Source organism: Steroidobacter flavus, from assembly GCF_042651805.1.
Lineage (GTDB): Bacteria > Pseudomonadota > Gammaproteobacteria > Steroidobacterales > Steroidobacteraceae > Steroidobacter > Steroidobacter flavus.
In genome coordinates this window covers 561,851-582,686 of record NZ_JBHSDU010000001.1, presented here as the reverse complement: position 1 = coordinate 582,686, position 20,836 = coordinate 561,851, and the positions used below count along the sequence as shown (strand labels likewise).

Sequence of the window (20,836 nt, the reverse complement as noted above, 5' to 3'; positions counted from 1 at the left end):
GCTTTGCACGTGAGGATTGCGCCGTTGATCGATTCAGTTCCAAAGATCAGGAGGATCGGCGACTCAATCAAGGGACTGAATGTTTTATTTGCCTTGACCATCGCTACGCCGCTCGTGGCACAGGAAGTTACGACGACACCGCCCGTGACCGATGAGCAGGGCGCAATCGAAGATGTGGTCGTCACCGGCAGCCGCCTGGCGCGAACCGGTTACGAAACGCCCACGCCGGTGACGGTGATCGGAGAGGCGGACATCCTGTCGTCGGGCCAGCCGAACATCGCCGACTTCGTCAACGAGCTGCCGTCCGTGGCGGGCAGCAGCGCACCCTCGACTGCGAATCGAAGCTTGAGCAATGGCGCGGCCGGCATCAGCTCGGTGAATCTTCGCTCGCTCGGCAATGCGCGCACCCTCGTGTTGCTGGATGGCCGCCGCTCGGTGGGCTCGCTCGCGCAGGGCACGGTGGACATCAACACGTTTCCACAAGGCTTGATCAAGAACATCGAGATCGTCACCGGCGGCGCCTCGGCCACCTATGGCTCCGACGCGGTGTCCGGTGTCGTCAACTTCATCCTCGATAAAACCTATAGCGGCGTGAAGTTCAACATCGAGCGCGGCGAAACCTCGTATGGCGACGATGAGAACTGGCAGGCGACGGCGACCGCCGGCATGCCTTTCGCCGACGGTCGCGGACATCTGCTGTTCAATGCGGAGTCCGCGCGTCGTGACGGCATCTACGGCATGCATCGCGAATGGGCGGATGACGGCTGGTACATGGTCAACAACCCCGCTTACCAGGCCGGCAACGGCGCGCCCGAATATTTCGTCACCAACCATGCCGGTCAGAGCGTGATGACGCCCGGCGGCATCATTACGAACACCGCTTTGCGTGGCACGTACTTCGGCGTGGGTGGCTCGGTCAATCAATTCGCGTACGGAGCCACGCGCGATCCTTGGACTGTCGGCGGCGATTGGGAGCTGGGGCAATCCAACCAGCTCACGTCGCTCGAGCCCGAGAGCGATCGCGATGGCGTGTTTACACGTCTATCGTGGGAACTGACCGATAGCACTGCCGTGTTCGCCGAGGCATCGTGGAATCGTAACAGTGCCAAGCAGTGGGGCGGCGTGCAGTCCGATAAGGGCACGATCGTCATCATGGCGGACAACGCGTTCATCCCCGCGTCCGTGCGTCAGCGGATCGCCGAATACAACGCGCTGCCGTCCGCGGATATCAATCAATTCAATCTGGGCTCCTCGAACGCTGACATTCCGACTCGCGAAAGCGACAACGAGCGCACGGTGAAACGTTTCGTGCTGGGCGCGGAGGGCTCCTTCCTGCTGGGTAGCGACTGGAAGTGGGATACTTATTATCAGCACGGCGTCACCGATGCCGATGAGCGCTTGTATTCCGCCAACACGGCGAGGCTGCGGCTGGCGCAAGACGCGGTGTTCCATCCGGTCACGGGCGAGATCGTTTGTCGTTCCTCGATCGCCAACCCGGGCAATGGCTGCGTGCCGTTCAATCGTATGGGCATCGGCGTTAACAGTCCGGAGGCGCTGGCCTATTTCATGGGCCATCCGGAGCGCACACAGAAATTCGAGCAGGACGTGGCGGCGCTCAACTTCAGCACCAAGGTGAGCAATCCCTGGCTCGATCCCATCGGCGTCGCCTTCGGTGTCGAATATCGGCGCGAAGAGATTTCGGGTTACGTCGCTCCGGAGTATCAAGAAGGCTGGATCGTCGGCAACTTCCTGCCCACGTTCGGCGACTACAACGTGCGCGAAGCGTACCTCGAAACGCTCGTGTCGCTGCCTTGGCACCTGGAGTTCAACGGTGCGGCACGCGGCACGGATTACAGTACGTCTGGTTTTGTGACGACTTGGAAAGCTGGCCTCGCGTGGTCGCCGCTTGCGGACCTGCGCACGCGATTGACCCTGTCTCGCGATATTCGCGCGCCGAATCTCGAAGAGTTGTATCAGGCGGGGCGGCGGCGTACCAACTCGCTTTCGGATCCATTCTTCGGCGGGATCGCGCAACGCTTTACGGAAACGACCATCGGCAACACCGAGCTGCAGCCGGAGAAGGCGGATGCGTTGACGCTCGGTGTCGTTTATCAGCCGTCGTTCGTGCCTGGCCTGGCGCTCTCGGTGGACTACTACGACATCGAGATCGAAGACGCGATCAGCATGGTGACGGCGCAAGATATCGTCGATCGGTGCCATGACGGCAATCAGACCTTCTGTGCCGCCTTCACGCGCGATCCGACGTCGCAAACGGGTAATGAGCTGATCATCACCAACAGCCCGTTCAACTTCGTTTCCGAGCGGGCGCGCGGTCTCGACCTGGAGGCCAGCTATCGCTTCGCGCTGTCGGATCTGGGCAGCTCCTTGCCCGGCAATATCACAGTGCGCTCGCTGGCCACGCACTATATCGAGATGTCCTCGAACAACGGCGTCGACCCGACGACCGATCGTGCCGGTCAGAACACCAACGGCGGTCCGCCGGATTGGCAGTATCGATTGTCGGCGGCCTACACGCTGGATCAGCTGACGGTGCAATTCACCGGGCGCGGCATCAGCTCGGGCACATACGACAATACATACATCGAGTGCACCTCGGGCTGCCCGCAGTCGACGGCGTTGGCTCGCACCATCAACACCAACCACATCGACGGCGCGTTCTATCTGGACGCCTTCATCGCCTGGACGATGCAAACCGAGAGCTTGCGAAACCAGATCTTCTTCAAGGTGAACAATGTCACCGACAAGGATCCGGTGGTGGTCGGCCTCGGCCCCGGCGACAGCAGCAACGTCGAGCCGGGCATCAATCGGGCGCTCTACGACTATCTCGGCCGCACCTTCCGCATCGGCTTTCGTATCGACTGGGGCTCATGACGAACGGATCTCGGACGGCGGCGATCGGTGCGGTCGTGCTGCTCGCCGCCGGTGTTTGGTTTTACGCACGAACCTCGGCAAAGCCTGCCGCCGCACCCGGCGGCGGTTCCGGTGTGCCTGTGACGGTTGCCGAAGTGGAGCGGCGGGATGTGCCTCAGCGCATTTCGGCGATCGGCACGGTTCAGTCGCTGCACACCGTCGTGCTTCGGCCGCAGGTCTCCGGCACGATTACCGAGGTGCGGTTCGACGAAGGCGCGCTGGTCGAGCGCGGCACGTTGCTGGCGCGGATCGACGATCGCACCATCAAGGCGGCGCTAGCCCAAGCGCAGGCGGAGAAGGCGAGCGCCGAGGCCGACCTTCGCATCGCCGAGCTCGACCTGGCTCGATACAACGGCTTGAGCGATCGTAGTATCGTGCCGCGCCAGACGCTAGAACAGCAGGCAGCGCTGGTCGAGAAACTCAAAGCGGCGATTCGGGCGAGCGAAGCGCGCATCGAAGCACAACGCGTGCAGCTCTCATTCACCGAGATTCGTTCGCCGGTGCGCGGTCGCGTGGGCATTCGCCGGATCGATCCCGGCAATCTGGTGCAAGTCGGCGACGAACAGGGCCTGGTGACTGTCACTCAGGTCAATCCGATCTCGGTCATGTTCACGTTGCCGCAAGAAGCGCTGCCACGCTTGCGCGATGTTTCCAAAGCAAGTCGGCGGATGCAGGTGATTGCTTTCGATCGCGACGGCAGTGCGCCGCTGGCGCAAGGTCGCTTGACCACAGTCGACAACCAGATCGATACCGCGACCGGCACTCTGCGCCTGCGTGCGGAGTTCGACAACGCAAGTAACGAGCTCTGGCCGGGACAGTTCGTGACATTGCAGCTGGAGACCGGGACCAGCGCGGGCGCGACCGTCGTGCCGGCGCATGCGATCCAACAAGGATTGGCAGGGCCGTTTGTTTATCGCGTGCAGGATGCGGTCGCCGAGCCGATCCCGGTGGTCACCAGTTATCTCGACGACGAGATCGCGGTCATTGCCACCGGCGTCGTGCCCGGCGATCTGATCGTGATCGATGGACAGTCGCGGCTCCGGCCGGGCGCGAAGGTGAAGCCATCGACAACCAGCGGCAAAGAACATGTCGCCGGCACCTGAGCCCGCGCCGATGAGTCGTGCCCAGGCAAGCCTGGCGCGAGCGACGATCTCGAGCTGGTGTATCGCTCATCCCATCGGTACGACGTTACTGACGATCGGCCTGATCCTGCTCGGCATCGTCGCGTATCCGATGTTGCCGGTCGCGCCCATTCCGGAAGTCGACCTGCCGACGATCGAAGTGAGCGCGTCGCTGCCGGGCGCGAGCCCCGAAACCATGGCGTCGTCCGTGGCGACGCCCTTGGAAGTGCAACTGAGCGGCGTGCCCGGGATTCGTGAGATGACGTCGAGCAGTTCGCTCGGGCGTACCTCGATTACGCTGTTGTTCGAGCTCGAGAAAGATATCGACGCGGCCGCGCAGGAAGTTCAGGCCGCGATCAACGGGGCGGCCGCGCGCTTGCCAGCGGAATTGCCGAGTCTGCCCAGCTGGAAAAAATCCAATCCCAACGACAGCCCGATTCTCGGCCTGAGAATGCAGTCGGAGGTCATGACGCTGACTGCGCTGAGCGATATCGCGGAAACCTCCGTGGCGCGACAGCTCAGTCAGATTGGCGGCGTGTCGGAGGTCAATATCTACGGTCAGCGCAAGCCGGCGCTCCGGGTGCAGGCTTCGCCCGAGAAGCTGGCGGCGCTGGGACTGACGTTCGCTGATCTGCGGCAGATCGTGCGAGCCGGCAGCGTCAATCGAGCCAAGGGGGCGATCTACGGCGAGGGTCGCGTTTCCACGCTGGCCACCAACGATCAAATCTTTCGACCGGCGGACTACGACAATCTGGTGGTGGCCTACCGACAAGGCGCGCCGGTGTTTCTGCGCGATGTCGCCAAGGTGTCGCTCGGCGCCGAGAACGATTACATCGCGTCCTGGCAGAACGGCAAGCCCGGCGTTTACATCATGGTCCGGCGCCAGCCCGGAGCAAACATCGTCGCCACCGCGGATGCGGTGCAAGCCGCATTGCCCGCGATTCGCGAGCGCTTGCCGGCGAGTGTCGATCTCGCGGTGCTCAACGACCGCACGCGCACGATCCGCTCGTCTCTGCATGAAGTGCAGCTCACGCTGGCGGTGACGTTCGTGCTGGTCGTTCTCGTCATGGGCGCGTTCCTGCGGCAGCTGTCGGCGACCATCATCGTTGCATGCGTGTTGACCGTCGCGTTGGTCGCGACCGTTGCCGCGATGTATGTAGCGGGATTCAGTCTCAACAATCTCACCCTCGTGGCGCTGGTCGTGGCGGTGGGGTTCGTGGTCGACGACGCCATCGTCGTGGTCGAGAACATTCATCGACATCTGGAAGCGGGCGAGGGAATGCTCACAGCGGCGCTCAAAGGCACCGCGGAGATCGGCTTTACGGTCGTCTCCATCAGCCTGTCGCTGATTGCCGCGTTCATTCCCTTGTTGTTGATGGGCGGAGTGGTCGGCCGATTGTTTCGTGAGTTTGCCGCGACGCTCACGGCGGCCATCGTATTTTCGGTGATCGCATCGCTGACCCTCGCACCGATGCTGGCCGCGCGCTTCATGAAACCATTGCCGGCCCATTCGCCTGAGACCACCAGCTTCAGCGACCGGTTGGTTGCGGCCTACGGCCGCGGGCTCCGCTGGGCTCTCGGTCATCAGCGCGTCGTGCTGGCTGGATTCGCGGCGACGCTCGGTGTCGCGATCGCGGGCTACGTGTTCGTGCCCAAAGGATTCTTCCCGCTTCAGGATACCGCCTACATCGTCGGCTCCTCGCGGGCCGCCGACGATGTTTCCTATTCCAGCATGGTGCAAAAACACCAGGCCCTCGCTCAGATCCTGAGTCGGGACGAAGCGATCCAGGCGATCAGCCACGTGGTCGGCGCGGCTCCGCCCAACCCGAATCTGGCGAACGGACGTTTCTATCTGGTATTGAAGGACCGAAGCGATCGGGACGTGTCTTCGGAAGAGCTCATCGAGCGGCTGCGCCCGCAACTGAACCAGGTGCCCGGCATCAATCTGGTTCTGCGCACCCAGCAGGATATCAACCTCGCCGGGCGGGGCTCGCGCTCGCAGTATCAATATGTATTGAGCGGTGCTGACAGCGGCGAGCTGGGCGAGTGGGCCAATCGACTCGCGGACAAGTTACAAAGCATGCCGCAGTTCCGAGACGTGTCCAATGAAATGCAACTGCGCGCGGCCGTGACCAAGCTCACCATCGACCGGGTCGCGGCTGCCAGGTTCGGGCTGCGGGCGGAAGATATCGATCAGGTGCTGTACGACGCCTACGGCCAACGCCAGATCAGCGAATATCAGAACGAGATCAATCAATACAAGATCATCCTCGAATCGGACCCGCGACAGCGCAGCCGGGCCGACAGCTTGCAGCACTTTTATTTGCGCTCGCCGACGACCGGTCGGATGGTGCCGCTTGCCGCGGTGACGCGAGTCGAGCCGCCGTCGGTCGGTCCGCTGAGCATCACTCACGACGGCATGTTTCCTTCCGCGACCATCTCTTTCAACATGGCCCGGGGCATCGCACTGGGCGACGCGGTCGAATTGATCGCGCAGGCGGAAGCGGAGGTCGGCGCGCCGGCTACCATCAAGGGAACATTCAAAGGCAACGCGCAGGCGTTTCAGGAAGCACTGGCCACCCAGCCCTGGCTCATTCTGGCCGCATTGGTCACGGTCTATATCATCCTGGGGGTGCTGTACGAGAGCTTCGTGCACCCATTGACGATTCTTTCGACGCTGCCCTCGGCGGGCGTCGGCGCGATTTTCGCGCTGTGGGCCGTGGGCCAGGATTTTTCCATCATGGCGCTGATCGGCGTGGTGTTGCTGATCGGCATCGTCAAGAAGAACGGCATTCTGCTGGTCGACTTCGCGCTCGATCGTCAGCGCGCTGGAGCCTCACCCACGGCGGCCATTCACGAAGCCTGTCTGGTGCGGTTTCGACCGATCATCATGACGACGGTGGCCGCGATGCTCGGCGCCGTGCCACTGATGCTCGGCTTCGGCACGGGGTCTGAGCTACGTCAGCCCCTTGGTATCGCCGTCTTCGGCGGGTTGCTGGTGAGCCAGCTGCTGACGCTCTACACGACCCCCGTTATCTATCTCTGGCTCGACCGCCTCTTTGCCCGCCGCGTGTACGAGACAGGCCCGTTCCCGTCGATCCTTGCGGAGAAATTTGAGAGTGAATGAGTTGTCGAGCCTCGGATCCAGCTATCGCGCCCCCAGCTTTTCCCGTCGCAGCCGGCGCAATGAATGGTCGAGCGATGATCTGCATCGTTTGCGGGAGCTGGCGGCCACCGGTACCCCGCTGAATGCCATAGCCGCTGCGCTCAGGCGCACGACTTCCGCCGTGAGAAACAAGGCGGGCATGCAAGGTATTTCTTTGCGGTTGCCGCGCTGACGGCTACTGCCTATGTTTCTTCCACGGAGACATAACCTTGTACTAACATAGTGCACCGATCCCAGGCGGCGCCGGAATTCTCATAAACGCGGGGCGAGGATTATTGATGAATCACCATCGAAGGAAGCTCGGTGCATCGTCTCTATTCCTCGCATTGCTCCTGATCTGCCTGCCCGCGTTCGCTCAACCTGAGATTCCCAAGACTCCGGCGGGGCAGGCGTTCGCGGACTGGCTCACGTCGTTCAACTCGGCCGATCCGAAACAAATGGCCGCCTTCAATCAGAAGTACGCGCGTAAGGGCGACGTGGACGGGCTGTTGCAGTTTCGTGAGTACACCGGTGGCCTCGAACTGCTGCAGCTGGAGCGGAGTGCCCCTGACAATCTCCTGGCGTTGGCGAGGGAGGTCGAGTCCCAACGGGGGATGTATTTCGAGCTGACCCTCAAGGGCGACGGGCTCGGCGATAACCTCATCATGGAGCTTCGTCCCACCGCGCTGCCGCCGCAGTTCGCGGTGCCGAGACTGGCGATGGCTGACGCGTTGGCTGCGCTCAGAGAACGGGCCACTCAGAAGACCGCAGCGGATCAATTTTCCGGCGCACTGCTGCTCGCGAAGAGTGGGCAGACTCTGCTCCAGCAGGCCTGGGGATATGCAGATCGCGGGGCGTCGCGAGCGGCAACGACCGAGACACAGTTCCGTCTGGGTTCGATGAACAAGATGTTCACGACGGTTGCCGTCTTGCAGCTCGTGGACGCCGGCAAACTGTCGCTGGAGGGGACCGTCGGACGATATCTGCCGGACTATCCCAATCGTGAAGTCGCAGCCAAAGTCACATTGCTCCATCTGCTCACGCATACCGGTGGAACCGGGGACATCTTCGGCCCGGAGTTCGATGCTCACCGGTTAGAACTCAAAGAGCATGCCGATTACGTGGCGCTGTTTGGCAAGCGCGGGCCCGACTTCGAGCCCGGATCTCAGATCAGTTACTCCAACTATGGCTTTGTGCTGCTCGGTCGTTTGATCGAGGCCGTCAGCGGTATGTCGTACTACGACTATGTCCAGCAACACATCTATGCCAAGGCTGGCATGCAATCGACGGGCTCATTGCCTGAGTCGGAGGTCGTTCCTGCTCGCTCTTTGGGATATACCAAGGAAGACGGTCGGTTGGTGTCGAACGCGAGCTCACTGCCATTTCGTGGCATGGCCGCGGGCGGCGGTTACTCCACCGTTGGCGACTTGTTACGTTTCGCGCAGGCCCTCGAGGCCGGGAAGCTCATTCCGAAGCGACTGCTTGCAACTGCAACGTCTTCAAAGAGCAGTGACGGCGGTTTTGGCTATGGCTTCGCCGTTCAAGGCGAGGGCGCCACACGTTTCTATGGAGCGGTCGGGGGCGCTCCTGGAATGAACGGTGAGCTGAGGATTTACCCCGAGCTGGGCTATGTCCTGGTCGGGCTCAGTAACTTCGATCCCCCGGCGGCGGAGCTCATGGTGGAGTTCTTCTCCGCACGCATGCCGCTGCACTGAGGGGGCTCGTCGATCGTTACAGGAGAATAAGAATATGAAATTTCGATCGCTGTTTGCGGCCCTGGCGATACTGATCTTCTGCGCTGGCGATGCCACGGCTCAAGGCGTCGCGACGGTGGCGGCCGTCAGGCAGGCGCTGGTGGATGCCATCGAACGTCTCGATACCGCGCTCAGCAATCAGACCGGGAACGTCAAATCGATCGGCGAAGGCTTGACCGGCAACGCGCGCTCGCTGCTTGCAGATTTCGACTCGCGCCTGGGCCAGAAGCTGCAATACACCTTCGAAAAGCTCGACGATCAGGAAAAGAAACTGTTCGCCGATGCACGCGCTGTCGTGGCACAGATGAACCAGGCCGCCAACGATGTCGTGGACCGCGTCGGCGAGACTGCCAAGATGAGTCTCGCCGAAGCTGACATCTTGGCCTACAACAGCCTCTACGGTTTGCCTTGTCGCTCTCAAGTCCCCCGCGTCATTTACGTGAAGCCTGAGCGTGTCGCCGCGAACGACGTTCGGGAAGTCACTTTGCGCGGCAACTTTCTGGCAATCGGAGCGGAGCCCGCGATTCTGGTCGAGAGCATTGCAGTCAAGCCGCTCGCCCGATCCGACAATGAGATTCGCATCCCGTTGCCCGCCGGTGTCTTTGCAAATCTCACTGCGGAACATTCGATCTCGGTTGCGCTGACACCCCGGCAGCGTGTGCGCACGAATCTCTGGGTCACGTGCTGGGACAGCGAGAAGGACGGCCGGCCGCTCTCGGCCGCGGTCCGGGTCGTTCCCACGACTGAAGTCACTGTGACCGCAAGTATCGCGGCCAACGTTGAAGTTCCCACCACCTACGATATTCCCTACAACTGGACCGAACACAACGACGACTGCAATGCGAACTACAACGTCACCAAGGAGTTCAAGGTGCCGGATGACTCGCGGCTGCTGGGCTATTCGGCCCCCGGCGTGAGTTGCTCACGCTGCGGCTCGGGCGTCAACGGCACGAGACAGACCAGCGACAAATCCATCGTCGTCGATGCGCACTTCCAGGCCTGCGGAACCGACTGCGTGAATTTGCTGGTCGGCAAGATCTGCAACTGCAAAGGATCAGGCTGCCTCGCTTACTCCGGCGCCCTGCACGCGGAAAAGTACGCCCCCACCGTGACGCCCCCGCACACGGAGCAGCAGAAGACCAAGGGCATTCGCCAGCGATCTTTCCTCTTCAAATACGAGCCCCCGCTTCCAACCGGAGCACGCAATCTGCGCTGGAGTTACGAGGTGATCGTTGAGAAGATCATTGGCAACTCCGTGGAGAAGCACATCCTGAGCGATACGAACCCGACGTCCGGTGTGATGACTTCGCGCATTGGGACGGATGGGAAGCTGATGGTGGATATCGGGGCGCTCTGAACGTTTGAAGGGAGGTGACCCATGGCTGCCGGTGATGGAGATTCTGGTTTTTCGGTGGGGGCCTCCAGCCTGTTGGATGCTTCCGCAGCGCTCAAATTGGGTGAGATCGAAGCTGCGATTCGCCCGGAGCATCACTTATTGCTCAGGAAGTTCGTCCCGCCTGCGACACAGACCGAGAGAACGGTGGCCAATATCTGGGCCGACGCATTGAAGATCGCCCGAATCGGCCGCGGCGATAATTTTTTCGAGCTGGGCGGTCATTCTCTGATGGTCCTGAGAGTGATCGCGCAGGTGAAACGTCAGTTCGGCATCGAAGTGGCCATGGTCGCGATTTTCCACTTTCCGGAGTTGCGACAATTCTGCGCTCATGTCGATGAGATCAGGTTCGGCCGGGCTTCGAAATGAGTGCAGCTTGGGCCGGATCAGGTGTGGCGGCGGCGATGGACTCGCTGAGCGCGATGAGGGATTGAGTGTAGGGCTCAGTGAAACAAGTCAGGAACCGCGGCTCTTGAATCGGTGCGCCGACCGGTGAGACGAACTCGTGTAGTCGGCTCAGCTCATTGAGCTGGATCGAGCGACCTGCCCCCGCCCTGGGGACCCACACTTCGTGTTCGGAAATCAACTCGCGAAGGTAGTCCTCCATGGCATGCAGGTGCTGTGCGAGAGGGCGAACAGCCATGAATCCGGGCAGCAGCTCGGACTCCAGCATCATGCCTTCGAGCTCGAGCTGTCCTGAGTTGATATCTGCCATCTCGCGGTTGATGGCTGCCTGCTGATCTTTGGTCAGAGAAGCATTCTCCGCGAGGCTCAAGCCAATGCCGGCGGTTCGCAGCTTTCGGCGCGAATATTTTATGGCCCGATACAGGTTGCCGAGGCGCTTGATGTAGTCCTCGTGGGCTTGTGCTCGCAACTGAGCTTGACGCGCAGCCTCATCCCGGGCTTTCGCTGCACGATCTCTGCCGTGTTCAAATGTCTTGTACAGGGCGGCAACGCCGCCGCCAACGACGATGACCACCGACAGTTGCAGCAGATGTTTGACGACCTCGGCACGAACCTGACCCTGAAATGCAGGCGTTCCCGTCAATGCGAGCAGTGCGATTGCCAGGATCGTCAGAAGTAACACCGCCCCGAGAGTGAATCCCAGCCTGATCGCCGACATCGTCCGCCTCCTTTGCTCAGGTCCGCCATCATACTGGAGGAGCCGCGGGGCGGGTTGACGTTACGACGCGCTGACGCTTGAGGCACGCGTCAGCGCGTATCGGCACTAAGCGGTCACACGTTCTCCCGTGCAGTCTTCAGCGCCTTCGTCCACCACAACAAGTCGTCGATCGCTTGATTGGCAGCGCCATCCAGCTCGGCCAGGTGCGGGGAGACATCCTTGCCTTGGAAATGCGCGTACACGGCGGCGATGGGAATGTGAACAGCGTGACGGACGGGGGCGAGATGAAGTTCGACGCTGATCTCGCGGAGTTGCTGAATGGCGCGTGAGCCGCCGACGCCGCCGTGGCCGACGAAGGTGATGGCCTTGCGGTGCCATTCTTGATAAACCCAGTCGATTGCGTTTTTCAGTACGGCGGGCGGCGCGTAGTTGTACTCCGGTGTCACCACGACAAAGCCGTCGGACGCTGCGATTGCCTGGGTCCAACGCTTGACCACCTCGGGCCCGTAGGCTGGCCGGCCCGGCATTCCGGGCGGGAGTGGGGCGTCGAAGAAGGGCATGGGGTACTCGGCGAGGTCGAGCAAGCGCACGTCGATGCCTTCGCGCCTCTTCAGATGATCGAGGATCCAGCGGGCGGATTTCTCTGAGAAACGTCCCTGACGAACGCTGCCGACGATGACGGAAATGACGGTCATGATGTGCTCTGCTTGCGTGGGCTACAATGGTGGCCTGGTTACTTTTCAGAACTGACGCTAGGATGAGTACTGCGAGAGGCGGCCGCAAGAAGGCACTTTTTTGAGCGGTAGGCACTTTTTCTAGCCGGAGGCACATTTTTGATACCTACTGAGGAAGGCGATCACACCGAGTGTCGCGCGATCAGCGAGATGCTCGCGCGCATCGGCGACAAGTGGACCGTGCTGGTCGTGGAGCTGCTGAAGAGCGGGCCCATGCGTTTCAACGAGATTCGCCGCACGGTGAGCGGAATCTCCCAGCGCATGCTCACGCTCACGCTGCGCGATCTCGAGCGCGACGGTTTGGTGACGAGAACGGTCTATCCGACGATTCCGCCGCGAGTGGAATATGAGCTGACGAAGTTAGGTCGTTCGCTCTATGAGCCGATCTCTGCGGTGGCGGCGTGGGTGCGCCGGAATCGCCCGAGCATCGAAGCCGCACGCAAAGTTTTCGATGACGGCGGGACGGCGAAGCCGAGTCATCGACGCAGGCCCAAGCGCGTGCCGATGCTGCCGAAACGTCCGGGCGTCAGCAGCTGAGATCGCGCACTGAAACATATATCAGCGATCCCGATTGATACTGACTGCCGGCTCAAATTATATGATCGAATATGATTGGTTTGTGGCGATGCTTGCGTTACTGTGAGCGCGCTTAGAACCGCCTCACAAAGTTGAGGCGACCGGGGGATGCGAGAACGAAATCAACTAACGCTTGGCCGCGGCCTTGCGCGATGGATCGTGCGCGACCCCTCCGCCGACAGCGCTGAACATGATGCAAAGGAGCAGTCATGAGGCATCAAGGATGGATGCGGGTCTGTTTGTTGTTTCCAATGTTGTTTGCCGTGATGTTCGAGGCACACTCGCAAGCACAGATGGAGCGACTATCGCGCGGCGTCGTCGCGGTTCGCAGCAGCAGTTCTCAGGTCTACGTGGGCTGGCGATTGTTTGGTATCGATTTGTCCGCCATCGCCTTCAACGTTTATCGTTCCACTGCGGGCGGCGCCGCCACGCTGCTGAATGGCACGCCGATCACGGCGAGCACAAACTTCGTCGACACTTCGGCGCCAGCGACGCAAGCCAATACTTACTTCGTGCGGCCGGTGCTGAACGGTGTCGAGCAGGCCAATAGCGCATCGTTCACATTGCCGGCCAACGCGGCGACCCAACAGCATCTGCAAATTCCCTTGCAGATCCCCGCAGGCGGGACGACGCCGAGCGGCGAGGCGTACACCTATACGGCGAATGATTTGAGCATCGGCGACCTCGACGGGGATGGCGAGTACGAGTACGTGCTCAAGTGGGATCCGACCAACGCGAAGGACAACTCGCAATCCGGCTACACGGGCAATGTGTATCTCGATGCCTATGAGCTGAACGGCACACGCCTGTGGCGCATCGATCTCGGGCGAAACATCCGAGCAGGAGCGCACTACACGCAGTTCATCGTGTACGACCTCGATGGCGACGGCCGCGCCGAAGTGGCGGTGAAAACCGCCGATGGTACGCGCAGCGGCACCGGGCAAGTCATCGGCAGCTCGAGCGCTGACTATCGAAACAGCAGCGGCTATGTATTGAGCGGGCCGGAGTTCCTGACGATCTTCAACGGACAGAATGGCGCGATCCTGGCAACGACCAACTATGTCCCGGCGCGTGGCGACGTGAGCTCTTGGGGCGACAGCTACGGAAATCGCGTCGACCGCTTTTTGGCCGGCGTCGCGTATCTCGATGGGCAACGGCCCAGCTTGATCATGTCGCGCGGGTATTACACGCGTGCGGTGATCGTCGCCTGGGATTGGCGCAACGGCGCGCTCACCCAGCGCTGGACGTTCGACAGCAACACGTCAGGAAACTCGGCGTATGCGGGGCAGGGCAATCACAATCTGTCGATCGCCGATGTCGATGCGGATGGTCGTCAGGAAATCATCTTTGGGGCCGCGACCATCGATGACACGGGTCGGGGGCTTTACGTCAGCGGCCTGGGGCATGGCGATGCCCTGCATGTCGGCGACTTCGTGCCGTCGCGCGCAGGTCTCGAAATCTGGGACATTCATGAGTCCAGCTCCGTGCCCGGTGCCGACCTTCGCGATGCGCGCACGGGCGCGCGAATATTTGCTATCAACAACACCTCGGGCACGGAGGGGCCGGGTCGAGGCGTTGCGGGTGACATCTACGCCGGAAACGCCGGCGCGGAGTATTGGGGCTCCGGGCCCGGGATGACGAATCTATTTAACGCGTCGGGCACGTCGATCGGGCGCACGCCAGGCTCCGCGAATTTCCTCGTGTGGTGGGACTCGGACACGATCCGTGAGTTGCTCGATAGCAATCACATCGATAAGTACGGGACCTCGGCCGACACCCGCTTGCTCACGGCCTCGGGCGTCACCTCGAACAACGGCACCAAGTCGACGCCGGCGCTCAGTGGCGATGTGTTCGGTGACTGGCGCGAGGAGGTGATCTGGCGCACCACCGACAACGCCTACTTGCGCATCTTCACCACGACCAACGTGGCAACGAATCGTTTCTATACATTCCTGCACGATCCGCAGTATCGAGTCGCGCTGGCGTGGCAGAACGTGGCCTACAACCAGCCACCGCATCCGAGTTTCTTTGTCGGCGCCAACATGTCGTCGCCGCCGACACCGAATATCACGATTGTCGGCGGTGAGAATCCAGGAACTCAAGATACGTATCAGGCCGAAAGCGGCGTGCTCGGCGGCGGGACAGTCACTGAAGCGACCAACGCAGGCTACATCGGCAGCGCCTATGTGAATTCGTCGGCCAACGGCGGATATCTCGAGATCCAAGGCGTCGACGGCGCCGGTGGAGGAAACAAGACGCTGGTCATTCGCTATGCACTGGGAGCGACTTCGAGTCGCACTGGACGACTGTTGGTGAACGGCGTGGCTCAGAACCTCACATTCAATCCGACCGGCGCATGGACCGCGTGGTCGAGCTTGAACGTCGCTGTCGCGCTCAACAACGGCAGCAATGTGGTGCGATTCGAGTCGACCGGGCAGGACCTCGGCAACATCGATCAGATCGCCGTCCAATAGCACACCCAAGGAGGGGTTATGAGAGCTGCTTTTCAGAGTCTCGCGCGGCTGCTTCTATTGACGCTGCTACTCGCGCCTGGCCTCAGTTTCGCGGGCTTTTCCATTCAGAGCGGCCAGCTGGTCGACAACAACGGCGTGCCGTTCGTCATGCGCGGCATCAACTATCCGTACACGTGGTACCAATCGCGGCCGACGCAGCAGGATTTCGCGGCGATGGCGGCCACCGGGGCGAACACGGTGCGAATCGTGCTGTCGACCGGTGGGCAGTGGGCGCGCGTGTCCGGCACGCAAGTCAGCCAGCTCATTCAATGGGCCAAGGACAATCGCATGATTGCGGTGCTCGAGGTCCACGATTCCACCGGCTGGAGCGAACAGACGACAGCAGTGCCGATCTCGAATGCCGTTGCATATTGGACCAGCGCCGATATTCGCGCGGCCATCAATGGCCAGGAAAACTTCGTGATCGTCAACATCGCGAACGAGCCGTTCGGCAATACGACGACCGCGAACTATCTGCCCGACACCATCGCCGCGATCCAGGCGCTGCGTACCGCCGGTCTGACGCACACGATCATGATTGATGGCGCCACCTGGGGGCAGGACTGGTCCAACACCATGCGCACCAACGCCATGCAGTTGTGGAATGCCGACTCACGTCGCAATTTGCTTTTCAGCGTGCACATGTACGAGGTGTATCAAACGTCGGCGCCGATCATCGCGTACATGCAGGCCTTCGATGACATGGCGCTGCCGCTCGTGATCGGTGAGTTCGGTCCGCAGAACAACGGGCAGCCGGTGGATGTGGAGACGATTTTTTCCCAGGCCCAGCAGCGCGCCAATGGGTATATCGGCTGGTCCTGGTCCGGGAATGGCAGCGGCGGCGTCGTGCTCGACATGGTGCAGAACTTCAGCACGACGTTTACGTCCTGGGGCGAGCGCATCGTGAATGGCGCGAACGGCATTAGAGCCACCTCGGTAATCGCGAGTGTCTTCCAGGGCACCGGCAACAGTCTCAACGTCTCACCGGCCGCGCTCTCGTTCGTCGCTGGCGCGTCTTCGTCGCCGGTGGCGGTGACATCCAACGTCAGCTGGACGGTTACGGACAATCAAACCTGGTTGACCGTCGCGCCTACGTCGGGCACGAACAACGGTAGCTTCACTGTCAGCGCGACGGCGAACACGGGAACGACTGCTCGCACGGGAACAGTGACGGTGAGCGGCGGAGGGATCTCGCGCCCGATCGCCGTAACGCAGGCAGGCCAGAGCTCGCCCACAGGATCGGTGACCGCCACAGGTGTTGTGACGAGCAACAGTGGCTGGTTCAGTGAGGAGCAGTTGCGGCTGTCAAACACGGCGAATATCACTGCGTTGTCGATCACGATCACCGTGCAGAGAACGACGGGCGTGAGCGCATCCGGTCAGTACAACACCATCGGCGGCATCATCTCGCAAAGTAACAGCAGCACGGCGAGCGCGATCACCTATGTGTTCTCGCTGAATGCGGGCCAGACGCTGACGCCTGGAACCAATCGCACCTTCGCCGTGCAAATGGGAGGCAACGGGACGGTGCATCCGACCAGCGGCGACACCTACACCGTTACGGGAACGGCTGGCGGACAGCCGTTTACGCTGAGCGGTACGTTCTAATCGCGCACGGGGCTTTCAAGTGGGTGAGGGCGGGATAGACCGCCCTCCATGTACAATGCCTCTGTCGAATGTCGATGACAGAGGCATTAAAAATGGTCATTTCTGAAGTTGCCGTGTTCGGTGAGGCCGGGGCTGCACAGTACGTTCAGCACGTCACGGCTGGGCCCCACAAGATGCTTGCCGACGAGCCCAAGGATCGCGACGGCGGCGACGCCGGTCCCGCGCCGTTCGACTACTTGCTCGCGGCACTCGGCTCGTGCACGTCCATCACCCTGCGCATGTATGCCGATCGCAAAGGCTGGAATCTCGGCAATGTCTCGGTGAAGCTCGAGTACATCCGGGAAAGTAAAGAAGTCGCCAGGATCACGCGAGCGGTCTCAGTCTCCGCCGCGATCAGCGAAGAGCAGCGCGCCCGGCTCGCGGACATCATCGAGCGTACGCCCGTGACGCTGGCGATCAAGCAGGGCGTCGGGATCGCCTCGAACGTGTCGATCGGTCAATAACGCCTCCCGCTGAGGAAAATTCCCCCGAGTTCGTCATGACGTTGACAGCAGTGCCAGACGCTGCGCCAACAAACTCGAATCAGGGGGATTCACGTGACACTGCCAAAGAAGGGTGTGCGAGCGGGCAACTGCGTCCGTCAGAACCTGAAGCTGCGTAACGCGATTGCGATTGCCACGGGAGCGGCGCTCTCGTCGGTGGTGCAAGTGAGTGCGGCGGCGGAGGTGGAGGAAGTCGTCGTCGTCGGTGTGCGGCAGTCGTTGGAGACGTCGCAGGAAATCAAAAAGGATGCGGACACGTTCGTCGACTCGATCACGGCGACGGACATCGGTGCCTTTCCAGACAAATCGGTCGCCGAAGCTCTGCAACGGGTGCCGGGCATCACGGTCTCCCGGCTGCAGTCGAGCGACGACAGCACGCACTTCTCGGCGGAGCCGGCCAGCGTTTTGATTCGCGGCCTGACGTTCGTGCGCACCGAGTTCAACGGGCGCGACAGCTTTTCCGCCGACGGTTATCGCGGCCTGAATTTCAACGACGTGTCGCCGGAGTTGATGGCGGGCGTCGATTCCTACAAGAACCAGACCGCGGAGATGATCGAAGGCGGCATCGCCGGCACCGTCAACTTGCGGACGCGACTGCCGTTCGATTCCGATGGACAAGTGCTGTCGTTGACGGGCCGGGCGAACTACGGCGATCGCGTCGACGACACGACGTATGAGGCGTCGGGCATCTACAGCAACATCTGGGAAATCAGTGCCGGCCGCATCGGCGCGATGGTCAACTACGCCTACTCGCATGTGAAGACGCAGAGCGAAGGCGTCGTCATGCAACGGATCGGTGCTTTCTGTAACGGCGGCAACATCGATGGCAACGGCGATCCCATCATCGACGCGGATGGCACTCCCGCCTGTACCTCGTCACCGTACGGTGGCAGTGGCTGGCAGTACATGCCGCGCCAAGTGAACTTCTCACAAGTGGAGTATGACCGTGAGCGTCACGGTGCCTCGGCGGCACTTCAGTTCGAGAGCAGTGACGAGAAGGTGCTGGCGACGCTGCAGTTCATTGACTCTCGCTACGACAATCCATGGTTGGAGCGAAGCTCGAACGTCGGCTTCTTCGACTTGTGGGGCGCGGCGGCCTATTCGCCGCAAACGACAGCGACGATCGCGCCCGCCGCCGGTACACCCGCTTTCAGATTCGGCGCGGACGGCATGTTGGAATCCGGTGTGCTCACGCAGCCTTCGGGCGCGGGCGGTTGGGGCACGGGCAGCCGGCAGGAAAGCATCAATCGAGCTTCCGCTGTGCCCGGCATGCCCTTCGTGAACTACTGCGGCGACGGCAGTTGTACGACCGATCGTCAGGGCCTGGATATCACGAATGAAGCGCGCAACTTCGGGCACACCGAAGGGACGCGAGACATCTCTTTGAACCTGCGTTGGGACATCACCGACAGCGTTCGAAGCACCTTCGATGTCCAGCGCATCAAGGCGAAGACCAACAATTACGACATCCTGGTCGCCGCCCGCACCATGGCGGATGTGCAGTACTCGACCAACTCCGACGGCACGCCGCAGATCAAGTTGCTGCCGGGCTCGAACATCAACTATGCCGCCGGTGGCCTGGCCAACCCGCACAACTATTATGTGCCGTTCATCCAGGATCACTGGGAGGACAACGACGCCGAGGAAACCGCCGCCCGAGCCGACTTTGAATTCGACATCGACGAGAGCGGCTGGCTGGATTCGCTGAAGGTCGGCGTGCGCTATGCCGATCGCGAGCAGGAAGTGCGTTACTCGACGTTCAACTGGTCGCCGGTGGCGGCGCCCTGGAACTGCAACGGTCCGGGTTTCAATGCGGACAACACCGCGCCCGCGGCCTATCCGGATTGTGCCGCCGGGCGCACGTTCCAGGGCTACGGTGCCGGCATCTGGGAATCGACCAGCCTCGGCAGCTTCTATAACGGCAGCGTTTATAACAACGGCCCGCTGGTTTATCTGAATCGCGCCACGCTCGCCAATCGCGATGCTCACATCGCGGCGCTGAGCAGCGTCGAGACCGATTCGCCGCTGGCGTGGAATCCTCTGTGCAGTCGACTCACGAACACCGCGGGGTGTTTTATCGATCCAGAGATGCTGGATGTGCAGGAGAAGAGCAAGGCAGCGTATGTGATGCTGAAATTCGGCGGGGCGGATACATCGCTGTTCGGCTTGAACGTGCGCGGCAATGTCGGCGTGCGCTACGTGAAGACCGATGTTACGAGCACCGGCGGCGTCTCGTTCCCGACCTCGAACTGGTATCTGCAGGAGGCCGCCCGGCCCTGTAATACTCCGTTGGGCCCCGATGCGGTCACGAACATTTCCTGCTGGCTGACGCCCGACTTGCTCGCCTTCAGCAACGGCGGCGGGGCCGACAACGATGTCGATGCGTCGTACGAAAACTGGCTGCCCAGCTTCAACGTCCGTTTCGGTATCGACGATCGTCAATACGTCCGCTTCGGTTACTCGCGGTCCATGTCGCGACCGGACTTCGGGCTGCTGCGAAACTTTGTCGGCGTCCAGGCGCCGGTGCTGAACGTGCGTCCCGATTCGCCGTACGTCAATCGCAACGCCGCCGGCCAGGTCACCGGTTATAACTTCGTGTTCAGCGCCGATTCGGGCTTCGGCGGCCTGAAGCCCATCACCGCGGATAACTTCGATCTCTCTTACGAGAACTATTTGGGTAAGAGCAGCTCGCTGACCTTGGGCGTCTTCTACAAGAGGCTCAACGGCAGCATTGCGTACGGCGAGTTTGATCGAGAGTTCGACAACAACGGCACGACCCAGGTGGTGACGGTTCGCGGACCGCGCAATGGCGAAGGTGGCGGTACGTTGAAAGGCGTGGAAGTGGGCTTCCAGACATTCTTCGACTTCCTGCCCGGCGCGTGGAGCGGTTTGGGTGCGCAGGTGAATTACACGCACGTCGATCAGTCGGGCATCAGCAACTCGAACCTCGCGGTTCAGCCTGGTTATGCAGCCGGCGGCACGATTGCGTTCGGCGGTGGTTTGCAGGTCAACGGCGCGGTGCTCGATTCGCATCGTCTGGCCGGTATTTCCGACGATGCGTACAACGTGGTCGCCTTGTACGAGTACGGGCCGATCGGCGCGCGTCTGGCGTACAGCTGGCGCTCCGAGTTCCTGACCAACAACCTCGACTGCTGTATCGGTTTGCCGATGTGGCAGAAGGCGAGCGGTTATCTGGACGGGTCGGTTCGTTATCAGATCGGCAACAACATGGAGGTGTCGCTGGATGCGTCGAACCTGCTGAACACGACCACGGTCAATCAACAGCAGATCTTCGGCGACTCGGCGGCAACGCCGGGCGCGAAGCCGGTGAAGATCGATTCGGCCTGGATTCGTAGCGATCGTCGGTTCCAGCTCGGAGTGCGGTTCAAGTACTGA

14 protein-coding genes are annotated in these 20,836 nt (G+C 61.4%); 12 read left to right on the top strand and 2 right to left on the bottom strand.

Annotated features, from left to right (window positions below):
* Window positions 1–24 precede the first annotated feature (24 nt).
* From ACFPN2_RS02320 to ACFPN2_RS02290, 7 genes are all read left to right on the top strand, one after another.
* The gene (locus tag ACFPN2_RS02320; RefSeq protein ID WP_380594571.1) at window positions 25–2,892 is read left to right on the top strand and encodes a TonB-dependent receptor plug domain-containing protein; all 2,868 of its coding nucleotides are present in this window, start codon (window positions 25–27) and stop codon (window positions 2,890–2,892) included.
* Window positions 2,889–4,034, top strand: coding sequence for an efflux RND transporter periplasmic adaptor subunit (locus ACFPN2_RS02315; RefSeq protein WP_380594569.1), 1,146 nt, complete (start codon window positions 2,889–2,891; stop codon window positions 4,032–4,034). Before ACFPN2_RS02320 ends, ACFPN2_RS02315 begins: the two co-directional genes overlap by 4 nt.
* Window positions 4,018–7,179 carry a multidrug efflux RND transporter permease subunit gene (locus tag ACFPN2_RS02310; protein WP_380594567.1) on the top strand — a complete coding sequence of 1,054 codons (3,162 nt, stop codon included), beginning with the start codon at window positions 4,018–4,020 and terminating at the stop codon, window positions 7,177–7,179. The genes ACFPN2_RS02315 and ACFPN2_RS02310 overlap by 17 nt, the downstream gene beginning before the upstream one ends.
* Window positions 7,172–7,390 carry a hypothetical protein gene (locus ACFPN2_RS02305; protein ID WP_380594565.1) on the top strand — a complete coding sequence of 73 codons (219 nt, stop codon included), beginning with the start codon at window positions 7,172–7,174 and terminating at the stop codon, window positions 7,388–7,390. The genes ACFPN2_RS02310 and ACFPN2_RS02305 overlap by 8 nt, the downstream gene beginning before the upstream one ends.
* 106 nt (window positions 7,391–7,496) lie before the next feature.
* The gene (locus ACFPN2_RS02300) at window positions 7,497–8,912 is read left to right on the top strand and encodes a serine hydrolase domain-containing protein (RefSeq protein WP_380594563.1); all 1,416 of its coding nucleotides are present in this window, start codon (window positions 7,497–7,499) and stop codon (window positions 8,910–8,912) included.
* A 34-nt stretch (window positions 8,913–8,946) separates the two neighbouring features.
* Entirely contained in the window at window positions 8,947–10,308 is a 1,362-nt protein-coding gene (locus ACFPN2_RS02295) for a hypothetical protein (RefSeq protein WP_380594561.1), read from the top strand.
* A 21-nt stretch (window positions 10,309–10,329) separates the two neighbouring features.
* Window positions 10,330–10,713 (top strand): phosphopantetheine-binding protein, encoded by a 384-nt coding sequence (locus ACFPN2_RS02290; RefSeq protein ID WP_380594559.1) that lies wholly within the window; start codon window positions 10,330–10,332, stop codon window positions 10,711–10,713.
* Here ACFPN2_RS02290 and ACFPN2_RS02285 read toward each other — a convergent pair.
* Both ACFPN2_RS02285 and ACFPN2_RS02280 read right to left on the bottom strand, forming a co-directional pair.
* Entirely contained in the window at window positions 10,688–11,467 is a 780-nt protein-coding gene (locus ACFPN2_RS02285; RefSeq protein ID WP_380594557.1) for a hypothetical protein, read from the bottom strand. The genes ACFPN2_RS02290 and ACFPN2_RS02285 overlap by 26 nt on opposite strands.
* 113 nt (window positions 11,468–11,580) lie before the next feature.
* Window positions 11,581–12,162: an NADPH-dependent FMN reductase gene (locus tag ACFPN2_RS02280; RefSeq protein WP_380594555.1), complete on the bottom strand. Its 582-nt coding sequence runs from the start codon at window positions 12,160–12,162 to the stop codon at window positions 11,581–11,583.
* A gap of 189 nt (window positions 12,163–12,351) precedes the next feature.
* On the opposite strand from ACFPN2_RS02280, the gene ACFPN2_RS02275 reads away from it, so the two are divergent.
* The 5 genes from ACFPN2_RS02275 to ACFPN2_RS02255 all read left to right on the top strand — a co-directional run bounded on the left by ACFPN2_RS02275 (window position 12,352) and on the right by ACFPN2_RS02255 (window position 20,836).
* Entirely contained in the window at window positions 12,352–12,738 is a 387-nt protein-coding gene (locus ACFPN2_RS02275) for a winged helix-turn-helix transcriptional regulator (RefSeq protein ID WP_380595290.1), read from the top strand.
* 248 nt (window positions 12,739–12,986) lie between these two features.
* Entirely contained in the window at window positions 12,987–15,251 is a 2,265-nt protein-coding gene (locus ACFPN2_RS02270; RefSeq protein ID WP_380594553.1) for a rhamnogalacturonan lyase family protein, read from the top strand.
* An 18-nt stretch (window positions 15,252–15,269) separates the two neighbouring features.
* On the top strand, window positions 15,270–16,898 hold the full coding sequence (locus ACFPN2_RS02265; protein WP_380594551.1) for a cellulase family glycosylhydrolase: 1,629 nt from the start codon (window positions 15,270–15,272) through the stop codon (window positions 16,896–16,898).
* A gap of 92 nt (window positions 16,899–16,990) precedes the next feature.
* Window positions 16,991–17,401 carry an OsmC family protein gene (locus tag ACFPN2_RS02260; RefSeq protein WP_380594548.1) on the top strand — a complete coding sequence of 137 codons (411 nt, stop codon included), beginning with the start codon at window positions 16,991–16,993 and terminating at the stop codon, window positions 17,399–17,401.
* A 93-nt stretch (window positions 17,402–17,494) separates the two neighbouring features.
* Window positions 17,495–20,836, top strand: coding sequence for a TonB-dependent receptor (locus ACFPN2_RS02255; protein WP_380594546.1), 3,342 nt, complete (start codon window positions 17,495–17,497; stop codon window positions 20,834–20,836).